This is a genomic window from Pseudarthrobacter sp. TAF60_1 (genome assembly GCF_052113505.1).
Lineage (GTDB): Bacteria > Actinomycetota > Actinomycetes > Actinomycetales > Micrococcaceae > Arthrobacter.
In genome coordinates, this window is record NZ_JBFRDI010000009.1 from 97804 (window position 1) to 114855 (window position 17052).

Annotated in this window: 16 protein-coding genes; 7 read left to right on the forward strand and 9 right to left on the reverse strand. The window is 63.8% G+C overall.

What is annotated here, in order from left to right; genetic code table 11:
• Positions 1–22: 22 nt before the first annotated feature.
• The gene (locus AB4Y73_RS12240) at positions 23–1639 is read right to left on the reverse strand and encodes a solute symporter family protein (RefSeq protein WP_441871903.1); all 1617 of its coding nucleotides are present in this window, start codon (positions 1637–1639) and stop codon (positions 23–25) included.
• Positions 1636–2016 carry a DUF485 domain-containing protein gene (locus tag AB4Y73_RS12245; protein ID WP_441871905.1) on the reverse strand — a complete coding sequence of 127 codons (381 nt, stop codon included), beginning with the start codon at positions 2014–2016 and terminating at the stop codon, positions 1636–1638. The genes AB4Y73_RS12240 and AB4Y73_RS12245 overlap by 4 nt, the downstream gene beginning before the upstream one ends.
• Before the next feature lie 181 nt (positions 2017–2197).
• Here AB4Y73_RS12245 and AB4Y73_RS12250 point away from each other — a divergent pair, with 181 nt between their 5' ends.
• The 5 genes from AB4Y73_RS12250 to AB4Y73_RS12270 all read left to right on the forward strand — a co-directional run bounded on the left by AB4Y73_RS12250 (position 2198) and on the right by AB4Y73_RS12270 (position 6791).
• Positions 2198–3388, forward strand: a complete 1191-nt coding sequence (locus tag AB4Y73_RS12250) for a sensor histidine kinase (RefSeq protein ID WP_441871907.1) — start codon at positions 2198–2200, stop codon at positions 3386–3388.
• Positions 3389–3432: 44 nt separating this feature from the next.
• Complete coding sequence (locus AB4Y73_RS12255; protein ID WP_441871909.1) at positions 3433–4152, forward strand: LytR/AlgR family response regulator transcription factor; 720 nt, start codon at positions 3433–3435, stop codon at positions 4150–4152.
• The gene (locus AB4Y73_RS12260) at positions 4149–4499 is read left to right on the forward strand and encodes a hypothetical protein (RefSeq protein WP_441871911.1); all 351 of its coding nucleotides are present in this window, start codon (positions 4149–4151) and stop codon (positions 4497–4499) included. The genes AB4Y73_RS12255 and AB4Y73_RS12260 overlap by 4 nt, the downstream gene beginning before the upstream one ends.
• Positions 4500–4506: 7 nt before the next feature.
• Positions 4507–5970 (forward strand): sodium/solute symporter, encoded by a 1464-nt coding sequence (locus AB4Y73_RS12265; RefSeq protein ID WP_441871913.1) that lies wholly within the window; start codon positions 4507–4509, stop codon positions 5968–5970.
• 107 nt (positions 5971–6077) lie between these two features.
• Complete coding sequence (locus AB4Y73_RS12270; RefSeq protein WP_441871915.1) at positions 6078–6791, forward strand: hypothetical protein; 714 nt, start codon at positions 6078–6080, stop codon at positions 6789–6791.
• An 84-nt stretch (positions 6792–6875) separates the two neighbouring features.
• On the opposite strand, the gene AB4Y73_RS12275 is transcribed toward AB4Y73_RS12270, so the two are convergent.
• The 6 genes from AB4Y73_RS12275 to rpsB form a co-directional block, all read right to left on the reverse strand.
• Complete coding sequence (locus AB4Y73_RS12275) at positions 6876–7460, reverse strand: DivIVA domain-containing protein (protein ID WP_441871917.1); 585 nt, start codon at positions 7458–7460, stop codon at positions 6876–6878.
• A 106-nt stretch (positions 7461–7566) separates the two neighbouring features.
• Positions 7567–8490 (reverse strand): phosphatidate cytidylyltransferase, encoded by a 924-nt coding sequence (locus AB4Y73_RS12280; RefSeq protein WP_441871918.1) that lies wholly within the window; start codon positions 8488–8490, stop codon positions 7567–7569.
• Positions 8490–9047 carry a ribosome recycling factor gene (frr, locus tag AB4Y73_RS12285; protein ID WP_190988619.1) on the reverse strand — a complete coding sequence of 186 codons (558 nt, stop codon included), beginning with the start codon at positions 9045–9047 and terminating at the stop codon, positions 8490–8492. The genes AB4Y73_RS12280 and frr overlap by 1 nt, the downstream gene beginning before the upstream one ends.
• Before the next feature lie 122 nt (positions 9048–9169).
• Positions 9170–9907 (reverse strand): UMP kinase, encoded by a 738-nt coding sequence (gene pyrH, locus AB4Y73_RS12290; protein WP_441871920.1) that lies wholly within the window; start codon positions 9905–9907, stop codon positions 9170–9172.
• 128 nt (positions 9908–10035) lie between these two features.
• The gene (tsf, locus tag AB4Y73_RS12295; RefSeq protein WP_441871922.1) at positions 10036–10872 is read right to left on the reverse strand and encodes a translation elongation factor Ts; all 837 of its coding nucleotides are present in this window, start codon (positions 10870–10872) and stop codon (positions 10036–10038) included.
• A gap of 128 nt (positions 10873–11000) precedes the next feature.
• Complete coding sequence (gene rpsB, locus AB4Y73_RS12300) at positions 11001–11879, reverse strand: 30S ribosomal protein S2 (protein ID WP_441871924.1); 879 nt, start codon at positions 11877–11879, stop codon at positions 11001–11003.
• Between the two features lie 401 nt (positions 11880–12280).
• On the opposite strand from rpsB, the gene AB4Y73_RS12305 reads away from it, so the two are divergent.
• Positions 12281–12796 (forward strand): M23 family metallopeptidase, encoded by a 516-nt coding sequence (locus tag AB4Y73_RS12305; RefSeq protein WP_441871926.1) that lies wholly within the window; start codon positions 12281–12283, stop codon positions 12794–12796.
• Here AB4Y73_RS12305 and AB4Y73_RS12310 read toward each other — a convergent pair.
• Positions 12782–13972 (reverse strand): acyl-CoA dehydrogenase family protein, encoded by a 1191-nt coding sequence (locus AB4Y73_RS12310; protein WP_441871928.1) that lies wholly within the window; start codon positions 13970–13972, stop codon positions 12782–12784. The genes AB4Y73_RS12305 and AB4Y73_RS12310 overlap by 15 nt on opposite strands.
• A gap of 251 nt (positions 13973–14223) precedes the next feature.
• Between AB4Y73_RS12310 and AB4Y73_RS12315 the strand changes: the two genes are divergently transcribed.
• The gene (locus tag AB4Y73_RS12315) at positions 14224–17010 is read left to right on the forward strand and encodes an AAA domain-containing protein (RefSeq protein WP_441871930.1); all 2787 of its coding nucleotides are present in this window, start codon (positions 14224–14226) and stop codon (positions 17008–17010) included.
• The last annotated feature ends 42 nt before the right edge of the window (positions 17011–17052 follow it).

The following is a 17052-nucleotide window of genomic DNA, read 5'->3' on the forward strand; positions in this document are numbered from 1 at the left end:
CCGTCGTTCGCTTGCCTTGGTGTTAGTGGTCCACGGCCTTCTCCGCACCGACTCCGGTGAGGGACCGCACTTCCATTTCGGCCTGCTTGGTGGAGTCTTCGCGCTTCTTGTCCAGCACGGTGCCGAGCCAGCCGAGCAGGAATGCCAGCGGGATGGACACGATGCCGGGGTTGCTGAGCGGGAAGAGGGCGAAGTGGGCGTCCTTGATCATCGACGTCGGTCCGCCGGACACGACGGGCGAGAAGATGATCAGGAGGATGGCCGAGCCCAAACCGCCGTACATGCTCCACACCGCACCCTGGGTGGTGAACCGCCGCCAGAACAGGGAGTACACGATGGTGGGCAGGTTGGCCGATGCCGCCACGGCGAAGGCAAGCGCCACCAGGAAAGCCACATTCTGGCCGTTGGCGAGGATGCCGCCCAGGATGGCGAGGATGCCGATGACAACCACGGTGCGCCGCGCCACCTTAACCTCGGTGTCGGCGTCGGCCTTGCCCTTGGAGATCACGTTGGCGTAGATGTCGTGTGCGAACGACGCGGCAGCGGTGATCGTGAGGCCGGCAACAACGGCGAGGATGGTCGCGAAGGCCACAGCCGAGATGAAGCCCAGCAGCAGCGGACCGCCCAGGTGGAAGGCGAGCAGCGGAGCTGCCGAGTTGACCCCGCCCGGGGCGCCCTTGATCGTGTCGGCACCCACCAGCGCCGCGGCTCCGTAGCCCAGGACCAGGGTGAACAGGTAGAAGATGCCGATCAGCCAGATGGACCAGACCACGGACTTGCGGGCTTCCTTGGCTGTAGGAACCGTGTAGAAGCGCATCAGCACGTGCGGCAGGGCCGCGGTGCCGAGAACCAGCGCGAGGCCGAGGGACATGAAGTCCAGCTTGGAGGTGTCCGACTTGCCGTACTGCAGGCCGGGGTTGAGCACGGCCGGGTTTCCGGAGGTTTCAACGGCTGCGCCGAGGAGGCTGGAGAGGTTGAAGCCGTAGATGGCCAGCACCCAGAGCGTCATCACCGCTGCGCCCGCGATAAGCAGGATCGCCTTGATGATCTGGACCCAGGTGGTGCCCTTCATGCCGCCGATCAGGACGTACGTGATCATCAGGGCGCCCACCACGATGATTACCAGGGCCTGGCCGCCCCAGTCGCTGATGCCCAGCAGCAGCGAAATCAGGCTGCCGGCTCCGGCCATCTGCGCGAGCAGGTAGAAGAAGCAGACGGCGAGGGTGGAAATGGCGGCCGCGATGCGGACCGGCCGCTGCTTGAGCCGGAACGAGAGGACATCGGCCATGGTGAATTTGCCGGTGTTACGCAGCAGTTCTGCCACGAGCAGCAGAGCCACGAGCCAGGCCACCAGGAAGCCGATGGAGTACATAAAGCCGTCATAGCCGTTGACGGCAATGGCGCCGGTGATGCCCAGGAATGAGGCTGCGGACAGGTAGTCGCCGGCAATCGCGGTCCCGTTCTGGGAGCCCGTGAAGGAACGGCCCGCCGCGTAGTAGTCCGCGGCTGTCTTGTTGTTCCGGCTGGCCCGCAGCACGATCACCATGGTGACGGCAACAAACAGGGCGAAAATTCCCATATTGAGGAGCGTGGTTTCCTTGAGCTGGCTGACGTCAACTGACGTGGCAATCCCGATCATTTGTTCACTCCGGTCACGCGGTTGCCGTCTTTATCAAATTCATGGCCTTCGATTTCGTGGCGGATCTCCGCAGCGATGGGGTCGAGTTTCCGGTTGGAGTAGCTGACATACCAGCCGGTGATGGCGAACGTGGACACAAACTGCAGGAGGCCAAGGAGCAGGCCGATGTTGATATTGCCCCACACCTTCGTGGACATAAAGCCGACTGCGTAGTCTGCCAGCAGGACGTACGCGAAGTACCACAGCAGGAAGACTACGGCCATGGGGAATACAAAGCTGCGGTGACGTTTGCGCAGTTCCTGGAACCGCGCCGTCGACTGGACTTCTTCGAAGTCCACGGACGCCGCTGCGTCCGGAGTCGGGGCATCATTACCCATCGTTCCTCCTCATTGAGAGTTGCAAGGTCCACCGGCCAGCCAGTCCTGCATGCAGGGTGCCGCCAATGTGACTGCAATCACTGTGCACGTGCGCAGGGGCTGCATTCCATAGCGGCGGCCGGAACGGTCGCCCAACGGTCACGATGCTGCGCCTAACGGCAGCCGAGGCTACGCTGGCACCATGCCGGACTCCCCCCTCCTGACCGCCGCCGCCGTCGCGGTGATCGCCATGGCAATCGCCGTCGTCGTTGGTCTGGGAATTAAGCTGTTGCGGTCCTTCCGCGAACTGGGCACCGACGCCGAGCGAGCCACTTACAAGACCCTCCACGCGGCGTCCCGGGCGGGGCAGCACCTGCGCACAGGGCTCAATCCGGCAGGTGCCGCGAAGGCGGGCAAGCAGCTGCGCGCCCTGCTGGGCTGCGATGCGCTGGCCATCACGGACACGGCGGGCGTACTGGCCTGGGACGGTGCGGCCGAGGAACTGAAGCCGCTGCTGATGGGCCTGGCTGCCGACGTTCTCACGGGTGGACGCACCACGGTGCTCCAGCCCCGGGAGATGGGCGTGGAGCCCGCCTCCGGCGCCCTGGCCGCCGTCATCGCACCGGTGCGTGCCGGCTCGAGGGTAGTGGGCGCGGTGGCGGCGTTTGCCCCCTCGGCGGGCGCCGGGCTGGTACGTGCCACCAGCGAGGTGGCTGACTGGGTGGCCGTCCAGGTGGAGCTCGCCGAGCTGGATGCATCCCGGACATTGCTGATGGAAGCTGAAGTGCGGGCTTTGCGGGCCCAGATCAGCCCGCATTTCATCTACAACTCCCTCAACGCCATTGCCTCATTCATCAATACGGACCCTGAGCGGGCCCGCGAACTCGTGGTGGAGTTTGCCGACTTCACGAGGTATTCCTTCCGGCGGCACGGTGACTTCACCACCCTCGCCGAGGAACTGCGCTGCATCGACCGGTACCTCCTGCTGGAGCGGGCCCGGTTCGGGGAGCGCGTACAGGTCAGCCTGCGCATCGCGCCCGAGGTGCTGGGCACGGTCATCCCGTTCCTGAGCCTGCAGCCGCTGGTCGAAAACGCCGTGCGGCATGGCCTGGAGGCCAAGGAAGGCGCCGGCCACATCACCATTACCGCCAACGACGCGGGTGCCTTCGCGGAGGTGACCATCGAGGACGACGGCGTGGGGATGGATCCCGCCGAACTCCAGTCCATGCTCGCAGGACACCGGGACGGGGACCACGTGGGCTTGCGCAACGTGGACGCCCGGCTCCGCCAGGTCTACGGGGACCAGCACGGCCTGGTGATAGAGACCGCACCGGGTGAAGGAACCCTGATCACCCTGCGCGTACCGAAGTCCCAGCCCGACCACGACGCCTGACTCCGCGCCCTCATCCCGGCCGCTTCCGGCGCTAGTGTAGGACCATGATTAATGTCCTCGTCGCCGACGACGAGCTACCCGCCGTGGAGGAACTGGCCTACCTGCTGGGCAGGGACGACCGCATCGGCACCATTCACCGTGCCTCCTCCGGCTCCGAGGCGCTCCGGGCCCTCGCCAGCGAATCCGTGGACGCTGTTTTCCTGGACATCCACATGCCCGCGGTGTCCGGCCTTGACGTTGCGCGCGCCATCGCCCGCAGCACCAGGAAGCCGGCCGTGGTGTTTGTCACCGCGGACGAGGAATGCGCCCTGGAGGCCTTCGAACTGGCCGCCGTGGACTACCTGCTCAAGCCGATCCGCGCAGAGCGGCTGGCCCGCTCCGTAGGCAGGATCAGCGAGCTGCTGCGCGACGGCGGCGCCGTGCCGGAGATGATCACCGTTGACCAGGGCGGGACCACCAGGATGATCCGGCGCGACGACGTCACCTACGTCCAGGCGCAAGGAGACTATGCGCGGCTGCACACCGCGGACGCGAGCTACCTGATCCGGGTGCCGCTGGCCGACCTGGAGCAGCAATGGGCGGACGCCGGCTTCATCAGGACACACCGGTCCTATCTCGTGGCCCTGAAGCACGTCTCGTCCATGAAGCTGGCTGCCGACAAGCCCAGCGTCTCTGTGGCAGGGGCCAGCCTTCCCATCAGCCGCCGCCACCTTCCCACGGTCAGGGAAAAGCTGGAAGCCACCCGCATCCGGCCGCAGGCATGACACGCGTCCGCGTTACCGCACCGCGCTCGGTACCGCGCCCGGCCGGCGAAACACGGGAAGCAGCCGAGGAATCCGAGGTGGGACAGGTTTTCGTCCGGTCCCTGATCCGATCCCAGCTTCGGCTTGCCCTGGTGGTGGCCGTCGGCTTCATGCTGATTCTGGGGGCGTTCCCGGTACTGTTGGCGGCGGTGCCCGGCCTTGCCGAGACCCGAATTTGGGGCATCCCCTTCGACTGGCTGCTGCTGGGTGCTGGAATCTACCCGGTCATTGGCCTCAGTGCCTGGCTCTTCATCCGCACGGCCGCCCGGAATGAGACCCGGTACCGCGACCTCGCCGGGGACAAGTGAGGGGCCGATGAATCCCGCTGTCGGTGTCGTGGCCCTTGTTGTCGTGTCAGTAGCCACGGCCGTGATCGGCTTCTACGGGCTGCGGATTTCCCGGACCACGGGCGATTTCTATGTTGCCTCCCGAACGGTCCGGCCCTGGTGGAACGCTTCGGCCATCGGGGGCGAGTACCTGTCCGCGGCCAGCTTCCTGGGGGTGGCCGGACTCATCCTCCTCTCGGGAACAGATGCGCTGTGGTTCCCTGTCGGCTACACCGCCGGATACCTGATGTTGCTGCTTTTTGTGGCCGCCCCGCTGCGGCGGTCCGGGGCGTACACCATTCCTGACTTCACAGAGGCCAGGCTGGATTCCCGGGCAGTGCGCCGGGTGACCAGCCTGGTGGTGGTTGTGGTGGGCTGGCTGTATATCGTGCCACAGCTCCAGGGTGCCGCCCTCACCATCCGGATTACCACCGGCCTGCCGCCCTGGGTGGGGTCAGCGGCGGTGGTCATCGTGGTGTGCCTGACAGTCGTGGCAGGCGGCATGCGTTCCATCACCTTTGTCCAGGCGTTCCAGTATTGGCTGAAGCTCACTGCCCTAGCCGTTCCGGCCCTGTTCATTGTCTTCACGCTGGCTGGCAACGGGACCGCTGCAGTAGCCCCTGCCGCCATGAACCCCACCGCGATGGCTCCCGCCGGCGCCTACCAGAACGTCTCGCTGCTGGTGGCCCTGCTGTTCGGCACCCTGGGGCTCCCCCACGTCCTGGTGCGGTTCTATACGAACCCGGACGGCAGCTCGGCGCGGCGAACCACCCTGATCGTGCTCGGCCTGCTTTCCGTGTTCTACCTCTTTCCGACCGCCTATGGGCTGGCTGGCAGGATGTTCGCACCGGAGCTCGCCCAGTCGGGTCGGGCAGATGCGCTGGTACTGCTCCTGCCAGGGCAGTTGATCGGCGGTACTGCCGGTGACCTGCTCTCGGCGTTGGTGGTTGCCGGCGCGTTTGCCGCCTTCCTTTCGACCACCTCGGGGCTGGTGGTTTCACTGGCCGGCGTCATCAGCCAGGACGTGCTCGGCGGCGGTGTCCGCGGGTTTCGGCTCGCGGCCGTCATTTCCGCCATCGTCCCGCTGGGCTTCGCCGTGACTACCGATTCCCTGGCCCTCGCCGGCAGCGTGGGCCTGGTGTTCGCTTTCACCGCTTCGACGGTCTGCCCGGTGCTCCTGCTGGGTATCTGGTGGCGGGGCCTCACGGACACCGGCGCGATCGCGGGGATGGTGACCGGTGCCGTTCTCTGTGGCGGCGCCATGGTGTGCGGGGCCGTCCTGGGCGCGGGGACCCCGTTTTGGCTTGCCCAGCCGGCGGCGTGGACCGTGCCGGCTGCGTTCGCCGTGATGGTGTTCGTCTCCCGCGGCACCAAGGACCGGATTCCGAAGACCATGACACGGGTCATGACGCGGCTGCACACACCGGAACGGCCGCTGGTCACCGAACGGTAGAAGCCTGGAACGGGGGAAGCCCGGAACGGTTGGAAACGGCGGGGCAGCCCTGAGTAGTCCGCCGGCCGGCACTCGCGCAGGGTGCCTCGAGGGTGGACAATGGCGGCATGTCCCCGCAGGACGGATCGAGTCCAGGCATCGGCGCCCCGGACAGCGTTTCACCCTCGGTCCGGGCGCAACTGCTCGCCACCGAACACTGGAGCCTGCTTGCGTCCCGCAGCACCACGCAGGGTGAAGTCCTCACCCGCATCAGCATGTTCCTGACCCTAACCTCCGCGAGCCTGGTGAGCCTTGCGTTGGTGGGCCAGGCCACCAGGTTCTCGGATATATTCATCCTGCTGGCCGGAGTGGTGCTCCTCACCGACTTAATGGTGGGCCTCCTCACCCAGGTCCGGGTGCTCAACGTCGCCGCCGAAGACGTCATGTACGTGCTCGCCATGAACAGGCTCCGGGCGGCCTACCTGGAACTGGACCCCGGCATAGCGAAGTTCATCATGGCTTCCCCCCACGACGACAGGCCCGGTTCGGTGCGGACGTACTATTTTCTGGGCCCGCGCAGTTCGTGGAGCCACGTTGCGGGCAGCAGCATGGTCTTTATCCACACGGTGAACTCCGCGCTGATCGCCATCCTGGCCGGGCTGCTGGCGTCTGTTCTCGGTGCCGGTACTGGCGTGGCCGCAGTACTGGCGGCTTTCGCTGGACTGGCCTTCCTGGCCGGGTCCTCGATCCACGGCTACAGGTCCTATGCCTCGTTCTGGCGCAGCTACACACCGGTATCCCCCACTCCAGCGGACCCGGCAACACCCCGGGAGGCCCGCTAGTACCGGATGCAGCCGCGTACGGGAAACGACCCGTACCGGATGCAGCCGCGTACGCAGTGCCGCGAAGGCAGTGCCGCAGCCCGTTCAGTCGATGGCTGCCATGAGTTCCACGACGCGGTCCAGGAAGGCATCAACCTGGGTTTCCTCGTAGCCGTCCTGGCCTGCCGCGGGGCGGAAGACGGCCCGGCGGATGCTGTCGACACTGAGGGGTTTGTCTTCCTCGAGGTAGCCGATCAGGTCATGGCAAAGATTGTCCACATCAAGGATGTTGTAGCTTCGGGCTTTTTTCTTGGCGGGGCGCCGGAAGCGTTCCCCGTCAGGCCGGTGCAGGCGGCCCCGAAGGATGCCGGACAGGTTGCCGATCTCGCGAAGCCAGGCATCTTCGCCCTTCGCGGCAATCAATTCGTCCCGTTCGCGGCGCGCGAAGGCGTCTTCCAGGCGGTCCAACGCTGCGTCCACGACGGCGGCGGAGTAGCCGCCCTTGACCGGGTCAAAGGAGACACCGCGGACATCGGCGCTGCTGACAGCATGGATGGCGGCTTTGGGAGTCTCCAGCGCCACCTTGGCCCGCTGCAGGAACTGGTCCACCTGCTTGGCGTTGTAACCAAACTCGTTGCCCCGCACGCGCTCAAACGACGCGGGAATTTTCCGTTGAAAATCCAATGCCACTGTTGTTCCTTTGTTGCTTTTCAGCTGGGTCAGGTTGGGCACCATTGTATTGGTGCCGCCGAGGTCCGGCGAGGTAGTCGGTGCGTGATCAGGTGGCTGGGCTGGGTCAGACACCCGAGACCGTGGAGAAGAGGACAAACGCTACGGGCGAGGCAAAGACGATGGAGTCCAACCGGTCCATGACGCCGCCGTGTCCGGGCAGGATGCTGCTCATGTCCTTGATGCCCAGTTCCCGCTTGACCATGGACTCGGCGAGGTCTCCCGCCGTGGACGCGCCAACGAGGCCTACGGCCAGGATCACGCCCACCCACCAGGGCTTGTCCAGGATGAAGATACAGGCAAGGATCCCGATCAGCATTGCCCCGCCAATCGATCCGGCAAACCCTTCCCAGGATTTTTTGGGGCTGATCTTCGGCGCCATGGGATGCTTGCCGAGGGACGCGCCCACGAGGTAGCCGAACGTGTCGTTCGAGACCACCAGCAGGAGCATGACGGCCACCTGCCAGGCTCCCGGAGGAATAATCCCATCGGGCCAGAGTCCCACCGGCGTGGCGACGCCGACGGCGTGCAGTGGCAGTGCAGCAAAGCTGATGAAGAACGGCACCCAGCCGAGCGTGAAAACTCCAGCGAAGATGCTGTTCGCCGATCCGGCGGGGCTTTCCACCGACCGCCACAGCAGGACCGCCACGCAGCTCAGGAGCATGGCAAAGAGCTGGCTTTCCAGGCCCCCAAAGTATGCGGCGAACGGCATGGCGATGGTGCCCACCATGACCGGGACGATGGGCATCCTGGTTCCGTTGGCCTCAAGGGCACGGAAAATCTCCCAGACGCCAAAGACAGCGAACCCCGTAGTGACGGCAACGAAACCAAGCGGAAGGAAAAGCAGTCCCCCGAGCACGCCGATCAGCATGGCCAGCCCCACCACAATGGCCGCCGGAAGATTGCGGCCAGCCTTCGGCGTCGGGTTGCTCCGCGGCTGCTTCCCTCTGGTGCGCGCCCTTTGTGCGGGGGCCTGCTCTGCCTGGCTCATCAGACTTCGAGCAGCTCTGCTTCCTTGCGTTTGAGCAGCTCATCGATGCCGTCGACGTGCGACTTGGTCAAGGCATCCAGTTCCTTCTCGGCCCGGCTGCCTTCGTCTTCGCCGGCTTCGCCGTCCTTGACGAGTTTATCCAGCGTTTCCTTCGCCTTACGGCGGATGTTGCGGATGGAGATCTTCGCGTCCTCGCCCTTGGTCTTGACGATCTTCACGTACTCCTTGCGGCGCTCCTGGGTCAGGTCAGGGATGGTGATCCTGATGACGTTGCCGTCGTTGGAGGGGTTGGCTCCCACTTCGGAGTCGCTCAGGGCGCGTTCGATATCGCGCAGGGCTGTCTTGTCGAACGGCGTGATGAGGATGGTGCGTGCGTCCGGGATGGCGAAGGACGCGAGCTGCTGCAGCGGGGTGGGTGAGCCGTAGTAGTCCACCAGCACCTTGTTGTAGAGCCCGGGATTTGCCCGACCGGTGCGGATCGAGGCGAAGTCTTCCTTGGCTACCTCGACAGCCTTGTCCATCTTCTCTTCGGCTTCGAGCAAGGTTTCTTCGATCACGGTCTCTCCTCAGAAATCAGTGCAGTACGCATACCGGCTGCACAATCTTGGTTCAGTGTCCCTGGTTCCATCGCTGGTCCTGCCAGCGGTGTGGAACCGTGCTGAAATCATCCTAGCCGTAGCTAGGGGGTCACCAGGGTACCCAGCTTTTCGCCCCGGATGGCGCGGGTGACGTTACCCTCACCTTCCATCCCGAAGACCACCATGGACAGGTTGTTGTCCTTGCACATGGTCATCGCGGTTTGATCCATGACGCGGATGTCGCGGCGCAGGGCATCGTCGTAGCTTAAGGTGTCCAGACGCTCCGCCTCTGGATCCTTTTTCGGATCGGCCGTGTAAACAGCGTCCACGCCGCTCTTAGCCATCAGGACGACGTCGGCATGGACTTCCAGGGCCCGCTGGGCAGCGACTGTGTCGGTGGAGAAATACGGCAGCCCGGCCCCGGCGCCGAAGATGACAACGCGGCCCTTTTCCATGTGGCGGATGGCGCGGCGCGGAATGTACGCCTCGGCGACCTGGCCCATGGTGATGGCGCTCTGGACCCTGGTTTCGACGCCGGCCTGCTCCAGGAAGTCCTGAAGGGCCAGGCAGTTCATCACCGTGCCTAGCATGCCCATGTAGTCAGCGCGCGAGCGGTCCATGCCGCTTTGGGACAGTTCGGCCCCGCGGAAGAAGTTGCCGCCACCCACCACGATGGCAACTTCGACGTCGGGAACTGCTGCGGCGATCTGCTTGGCCACACCGCGGACAGTGTCAGGATCAACGCCCAGCTTTCCGCCGCCGAAGACCTCACCTGAGAGCTTCAGGAGGACGCGGCGCCGGTTCTTTTCCGGCTGGCTTGAAGTATTGACGGCTTCCATGGGTGCCTTCCCGTTGTTGAACTCTGCAAAAGGTTATCGTGCCGGGCGGCCAAAGGTCTCATCCGGTCATGGCCCCGGCGCATGCAAAAGGGGCGGCCACCGAAGTGGCCACCCCTTTGCGGATTCGACTAGGAGCCGACGCGGAAGCGTGCGAAGGACGTGCCCTTGACGCCGGCCTCTTCGAGGACCTGCGCCACAGACTTCTTGGCGTCCTTGGCAAATGCCTGGTCAACCAGGACCTCACCCTTGTAGAAGCCCGTGACGCGGCCTTCCACAATCTTGGTCATAGCTGCCTCGGGCTTGCCTTCAGCCTTGGCAGTCTCTTCGGCGATGCGACGCTCAGACTCAACCAGCCCGGACGGAACGTCTTCGCGGGTCAGGTAGTTCGGGGACATCGCTGCGATGTGGACTGCAACGTCGTGTGCGGCGGTGGCAGCGGCTTCGCCTTCACCGTCGACGGCGAACAGGACGCCGACCTGAGCCGGGAGATCCTTGGAGGTCTTGTGCAGGTAGGCGTCAACAGTGCCACCCTCGATGCGGGAGATCCGGCGGACAACAACCTTTTCACCCAGGATGGCGCCCTCTTCGACGACAACCTCGGACAGCGGCTTGCCGTCAACTTCGGTGGCCAGGAGGGTGTCGAGGTCGGCAGCGCCGGACTCCACAGCCACGGCCAGGACCTTGTCTGCCAGCTGGATGAACTTGTCAGCCTTGGCAACGAAGTCGGTCTCGCAGTTGACCTCGATCATGACGCCGACGCCGTTGCTGACCTTGGCGGCCACCAGGCCTTCAGCGGTGGAGCGGCCTTCGCGCTTCGTAGCGCCCTTGAGGCCCTTGATGCGGATGATCTCGATGGCCTTCTCGGCGTCACCGTTGGCTTCGTCGAGAGCCTTCTTGACATCCATCATGCCGGCGCCGGTGCGCTCGCGCAGTGCCTTGATATCAGCAGCAGTGTAGTTCGCCATGTGAACCCCTCTGTCTAGAAAATTTATGTGGTGTACGGACCGACAGGACAGCGGCTCACCGGGTGAGCCGCCATCCTGTCAGTGATCCGGCGCTGCGGACAGCACCGGAAAATCCGGATTTACTTGTGTTACTTGTCCGCGTCGGCGGCCGGAGCCTCGGCAGCGGCCGGGGCTTCCTCAGCGGCCGGAGCAGCGGCTGCTTCTTCTGCCGGAGCAGCAGCAGCGGGAGCTTCTTCAGTCTTGCTGCCTTCGAGGAGCTCGCGCTCCCATTCAGCCAGCGGCTCTTCCGGAGCTTCGGTGGTGCCGGTTGCACGCTGGTTGCGGGCGATGAGGCCCTCAGCAACGGCGTCCGCGACAACGCGGGTCAGCAGGTTCACGGAGCGGATGGCGTCGTCGTTGCCCGGGATCGGGAAGTCGACTTCGTCAGGATCGCAGTTAGTGTCCAGAATGGCCACCACCGGGATGTTCAGCTTCTTGGCTTCGTCAACAGCCAGGTGTTCCTTCTTGGTGTCCACGATCCAGAGCACGGACGGTGCCTTGGTCAGGTTGCGGATACCGCCGAGGTTGGTCTCCAGCTTGGTGAGTTCACGGCGAAGGAGCAGCAGTTCCTTTTTGGTGTATGCGGAACCGGCGACGTCGTCGAAGTCGATCTCTTCCAGTTCCTTCATGCGCTGGATGCGCTTGGAAACGGTCTGGAAGTTGGTCAGCATACCGCCGAGCCAGCGCTGGTTGACGTAGGGCTGGCCAACGCGGGTTGCCTGCTCAGCAATTGCTTCCTGGGCCTGCTTCTTGGTACCGACGAAGAGAACGGTGCCGCCGTGTGCAACGGTGGCCTTGACGAACTCGTAGGCGCGGTCGATGTAGGACAGCGACTGCTGAAGGTCGATGATGTAGATGCCGTTGCGCTCCGTGAAGATGAATCGCTTCATCTTCGGGTTCCAACGGCGGGTCTGGTGTCCAAAGTGGACGCCGCTGTCAAGCAGCTGGCGCATAGTTACGACGGGCATGCCGACGCTCCTTCCGGCAGGTCATTCATGAGAAAGCCTCGCGGCCCTCTTACCCTGCCAATAGTTGACGGTTGATTAGCGTGGCCCAAGGCGGGCCGTGCTCCTGGCATCCATTGCGACTCTCATCAGGACCAGGTCCTGACCGCAAGAGGCACAATCCTCCTCAACCAAAGCCGGGGCTTCAAAATTGGAGGTCTGGATGCGCGTAGTCAGCTGCTGTTCCCCCGCATTCCTGAATGAGGCGTGCCGACGCAAATACGTTGAGGGCACAGCAAACTGCTCCACCAAGTGTACTACAGGCGCCGATATCTGCCGGACAGCATCTGCACCGTCGGCGGGCGTTTTCCACATGGCAGCACTGGGCACTGCCGGCGCCCAATGCGGCGCGGAAGACTGGCCGGATGAAAGTCTTTCTTACGCTCGCAGCGGTCCTCTTGCTGCCAGCGGCATCCGCGCCCCATGCCAGCGCTCCGCGCCCGTCGTGGGATTGGCCGCTCTCCCCCAAACCGGCCGTGCTGCGAACTTTTGACCCGCCGGACAAGCCGTGGATGAGCGGGCATCGCGGCGTGGACCTTGGGGCAGCGTACGACGGCGTCCCCGTCACCTCGCCGGCGTCCGGCACCGTGAGCTTCGTGGGCGTTGTGGTCGACCGCCCCGTGATCACCATCGATCACGGGGACGGACTGCGCAGCAGCTTTGAACCCGTGGAGAGCACCCTGGCCACCGGAGCCGTGGTGGCCAAGGGCCAGATCATCGGCACGCTCCAGGCAGGTCATTGTGACGCCCTCGACTGCGTCCACTGGGGGGTCAGGCGAGGAGATGATTACATCAATCCACTGGAATTCGTGACGGACCTCCGCCCGTCCATCCTGCTGCCGGTGGCACGGGAGGACCCGGCGGCACTAGACGATGGCTGAGATCCCGGTGATGGCCCGGCCGGTCACCAGGGTGTTGATCTCATGCGTTCCCTCGTAAGAGTAGATGGCTTCCGCATCAGCGAAGATCTTGGCCATTTCGAAGTCGGTCACGATCCCGTTGCCGCCCAACAGGCCGCGGCCGATCGCTACGCTTTCGCGCATTCGGGCCGTGGTGAACGCTTTGGCCAGTGCGGACTGCTCGTCCTTGGCCTGGCCGGCGTCCTCCAGCTGGGAAAGCCTTACCATCATGCCCATTGAACTGACCGCGTTGCCCAGGATCTGGACCAACTGGCTTTGGACCAACTGGAAGGACGCCAGCGGGCGGCCGAACTGATGGCGCTCCACGGCGTAGCGGCGCGCCACATCGAAGGTAGCGAGCTGCTGGCCCACCGCCTGCCAGGCGACAGCCAGCCGGGTGACTTTGAGGACCTTGTTGGTATCGCGGAAGCTGTTGGCCCCGGCGAGTTTGAAGAAGTCCGGAACCACCACATTGTCCAGGACAATGTCTGCGTTCTGGACGGTCCGGAGTGAGATCTTGTTTTCAATCTTTGTGGCGCGGAAGCCGGAAAGCGTGGTGTCCACCAGGAATCCCTTGACCTGGTTGTCTGCAGTGTCGCGGGCGTAGATGACCACCCAGTCGGAGAAGGTCGCGTTGCCGATCCACCGCTTGGCGCCGTTGAGGACCCAGGTGTCGCCATCGCGCTGTGCAGTGGTGCGCGTGCCGCCGGCCACGTCGGAGCCGCCGAGGGGTTCTGTGAGGCCGAAGGCGCCAATCTTCTGAAGCGAATAGATGTCCGGCAGCCAGGCTTCCTGCTGTTCCTGTGAGGCAAGGGCCTCGATTGAGCCGGTGAAAAGTCCGTCGTGGACGCCCAGGAACGTGGCAATGGAGGCGTCGGCACGGGTGGCCTCGGCGTGGACCAGGCCGGCAAACAGGTTCGAATAGCCTTGGCGGCGCACGGGACTCACCAGGTCGATTTCCGCCAGCTTCGGGATGAGGTCCATGGGGAATTCGCCGCGGTTCCAGCAGTCCACGGCAATCGGCCGGACTTCGCGGGAGAGGAAGCCGCGGATTTCGGCGAGCCGGTCCTGCTCCTTGCCACTCAGCAACTGCTCGAAGGCGAAGAAGTCGCCATCAGCGTACGGAAGGTCGTTGATGTCAATGGATTTCGTGGACATGGGTTCCTCGCTGGGGATCGGTGCTTTCGGACGGGCTCCAAGAGATGGGTTTCCCCGAAGTCCACTATGTTACTGGTGAGTAACTTATCGCATAAGCCGTACACTCTGCAACAGTGCAGGTGGAGTGAAGCTGCGGCTGAGACGGCCCCCGGTGGCAGGGAAGCTGCAGCACCGCCGCCCGTCAGCCGTGCGACGAACTTCGGTATGGTCGGAGGGCAAGGATGTGCACTCTTTTGCTTGGGGGAACCGCCATGACTGACCCGCGCCGCGAGGCCGTTCTCATCCGACGCCCGGATCAGTCAGGTTTTGACGACAAAACCCCGGACGTCCTGGAATACGTTGCGGGCGAAGACGTGACCTATTTGACCTTCCGGGTCGCGAGCGGCACGAAGACGTACCCTTACTCGGCCCGAAGAGTGTTGATTCTGCGTAACCCGGCACGGGAACCGATTGGCGAATTGGACGGCGTCAGCGTCCGCGGCCGGCCCGTGCCCGGTCTGACCGAAGTGTGGCGTTTCGACGGGCCCGGGCAGACGTGGTGGCGGGTTTTCTCGTCAACGGGCGGACGCGAAAGTTATCAGACATGCAGTCAGGACGAGTTCAGCATCGCGCGTGCCGCCGCTTTCGACGCCGACGCCTACGATGTCCTTCACTACTGGCAAGACGTGGTGTCCAATCTCAGGCCAAACGATCCATTGCAGCCGTTGTACAAGAGCTTCCGGACAGTCCCCCAAGGAAGTGTCCTCGATCTCTATCTTCGTGGGGATTCCCCGGCATCTCAGCCCGGGGCCGAAGAAATCATCTTTCCGTTCTCGTCCAATTTGAGCCAGCGCGAAGCACTCAGGAAAGGACTCACCCACCGCATCTCCGTCATCGATGGGCCGCCCGGAACAGGAAAGACGCAAACGATACTCAACCTGGTTGCCAATATCATCCGTTTCCCCGGAAAGACTGTAGGCATTGTCTCTTTCAACAACGCTGCGGTGGAGAACGTTCGGGACAAGCTTGCCGGGGAGGGATTCGGCCACGTCGTTGCAGACCTGAGGAAGAGCGAACTCCGAAGCGAGTTCTTCTCGGGACAACACCCTCGAAACGCCGCGGTGCACCGCAGGGCCGGGGACTCCCCGGTTTCCATGCCGGCTCCCGGCCTTATTGCGGATCTCGATGTACGTCTTCAGCACCTGCAGACTGTGGCCAGGGAACTGGCCCTCCAGCGGCAGGAGCTTGATGCCTACAGGCTGGAACGGCGCCATTTCAGCCTTCACGTCGACGGTCACGAGCTGCCCCCGCTCCCGCCATTGGCCCTCCTGAAACTGCCGTCCAGCCGTATCCTCGAGTTCCTGGCCGCGACAGCGGCCGCCCCCGCCAGCGAAGGCCCCGTCAGGAAGTTTTTCCGACGAGTCAGAGGCCGTTTCAGGTACGGATCAACGAGGAACATAGATCCCTACGACACCGACGTCGTCCTGCGCCTTCAGGCCGCCTACTACGACAACAAAATCGCAGAACTGGAACAGCAGATCGAGGCAGCGGAGGGGCAGCTCGATGCGGAGAACTACCCCGGGCTTGAAGACGAACTGAAGCAGGTGTCGCGGCAAGCTCTGGAAGCAAGCTTGTTTCAGCGCTATGCCGGTGGCCGATCGTCAGATTATTCAGATGCCACCTATTTCCGGCACTTCACGTCGTTCACCAACGACTACCCGGTGATTGTGAGTACCTGCCACTCGCTGCGGCGAAGCATCCCACCGGGTTTCTTGCTTGACTACCTGATCATCGACGAGTCTTCCCAGGTAGACCTGCTGGCCGCGGGTCTGGCGCTGGCCTGCGCACGGAACGTGATCGTCGTCGGCGATCTGCAGCAGCTCCCGCACATTCCGCAGCGGGGCGCTTCCGAGCGTAGCCGGCCGGCACCTGCCCCGGAATACGACTACGGGAAGCACAGCATCCTGTCCTCAATGATCGAGCGCTTCGGCGCCGGCCTTCCCCGCACCATGCTCCGCGAACACTACCGCTGCGATCCGGCGATCATCGACTTTTGCAATCGGAAGTTCTACGGTGGGCAACTGGTCCCCTACACCACCAGCGACCCCGAAAACAAGGCGCTGGTGGTGGTACGCACCGCCGAGGGAAACCATATGCGGCAGCACGCCGGTGGCCGCACGAACCAGCGGGAAGCGGAAGTCATCGCAACGGAAGTGCTGGCACAATTTTGCGCCGGTACCCGGCACGAAGACATCGGCGTGCTCACCCCCTACCGCCGGCAGGTCGACAAAGTCGCGGAAGCCCTCCAGAACAGGATTGAGACTGACACGGTCCATAAGTTTCAGGGCCGTGAAAAGGAAATCATCATCATGAGCACGGTCTTGGACGAAACCAAAAACGGACGTTCCGGGGTTGAATTTGTTGACAACCCGCAACTGGTCAACGTGGCCGTGTCCCGCGCGGTGAAACGGTTTGTCCTGGTGACCAACCATGACATGCTGCCGACCAGCCGCCACCTTCGCGATCTGGTGCAGTTCATCCAGTACCAGGACCCCGGGAACGGTGTCTTTGAAAGCGCAGTCCTCTCCGTGTTCGATCTGCTCTACAAGGAATACTCAGCGCAGCTCCAGCCCTTCGCTGCCCGGCTTCAGAACACGTCCAGGTTCGCGTCTGAAAACATCGTGTGGACGCTGCTCCTGGAAATCCTCGCCGAGGAAAAGTACAAAGAATTTGCCGTTGCCCAGCAGGTGGTTTTGCGCAATCTGCTTCCCGACCTTTCCAGGCTCACGGCCCAGCAGGCCTCCTATGTGAGGAACCGCGCCACCGTGGACTTTGTCGTTTACAGCCGGATCACCAACATGCCTGTCCTCGCTGTGGAAGTCGACGGTTTTGCCTTCCACGAGGCTGATGCTTCGCAACGAGTCCGGGACGGCCTCAAGAATGCGATCTGCCGCATCCACTGCATACCGCTCCTGCGGCTGCCGACTACCGGCAGCGGCGAAGAACAGGTGGTCCGCCGCAGGCTCACCGCTGCACTTCGTGAGCACGCACGATACTGACACCGATGCCCTCCGGACTGCGTTCCCGCAGACCGGAGGGCA

Coding starts and splice junctions, on each gene's coding strand:
- AB4Y73_RS12280 (WP_441871918.1), bottom strand. CDS start 8,490: ATGAGCCAGGCAGAGCAGGCCCCCGCACAAAGGGCGCGCACCAGAGGG.
- AB4Y73_RS12305 (WP_441871926.1), top strand. CDS start 12,281: ATGAAAGTCTTTCTTACGCTCGCAGCGGTCCTCTTGCTGCCAGCGGCA.
- AB4Y73_RS12240 (WP_441871903.1), bottom strand. CDS start 1,639: ATGATCGGGATTGCCACGTCAGTTGACGTCAGCCAGCTCAAGGAAACC.
- pyrH (WP_441871920.1), bottom strand. CDS start 9,907: ATGGAAGCCGTCAATACTTCAAGCCAGCCGGAAAAGAACCGGCGCCGC.
- AB4Y73_RS12245 (WP_441871905.1), bottom strand. CDS start 2,016: ATGGGTAATGATGCCCCGACTCCGGACGCAGCGGCGTCCGTGGACTTC.
- AB4Y73_RS12265 (WP_441871913.1), top strand. CDS start 4,507: ATGAATCCCGCTGTCGGTGTCGTGGCCCTTGTTGTCGTGTCAGTAGCC.
- AB4Y73_RS12260 (WP_441871911.1), top strand. CDS start 4,149: ATGACACGCGTCCGCGTTACCGCACCGCGCTCGGTACCGCGCCCGGCC.
- AB4Y73_RS12250 (WP_441871907.1), top strand. CDS start 2,198: ATGCCGGACTCCCCCCTCCTGACCGCCGCCGCCGTCGCGGTGATCGCC.
- rpsB (WP_441871924.1), bottom strand. CDS start 11,879: ATGCCCGTCGTAACTATGCGCCAGCTGCTTGACAGCGGCGTCCACTTT.
- AB4Y73_RS12270 (WP_441871915.1), top strand. CDS start 6,078: ATGTCCCCGCAGGACGGATCGAGTCCAGGCATCGGCGCCCCGGACAGC.
- AB4Y73_RS12255 (WP_441871909.1), top strand. CDS start 3,433: ATGATTAATGTCCTCGTCGCCGACGACGAGCTACCCGCCGTGGAGGAA.
- tsf (WP_441871922.1), bottom strand. CDS start 10,872: ATGGCGAACTACACTGCTGCTGATATCAAGGCACTGCGCGAGCGCACC.
- AB4Y73_RS12310 (WP_441871928.1), bottom strand. CDS start 13,972: ATGTCCACGAAATCCATTGACATCAACGACCTTCCGTACGCTGATGGC.
- AB4Y73_RS12315 (WP_441871930.1), top strand. CDS start 14,224: ATGACTGACCCGCGCCGCGAGGCCGTTCTCATCCGACGCCCGGATCAG.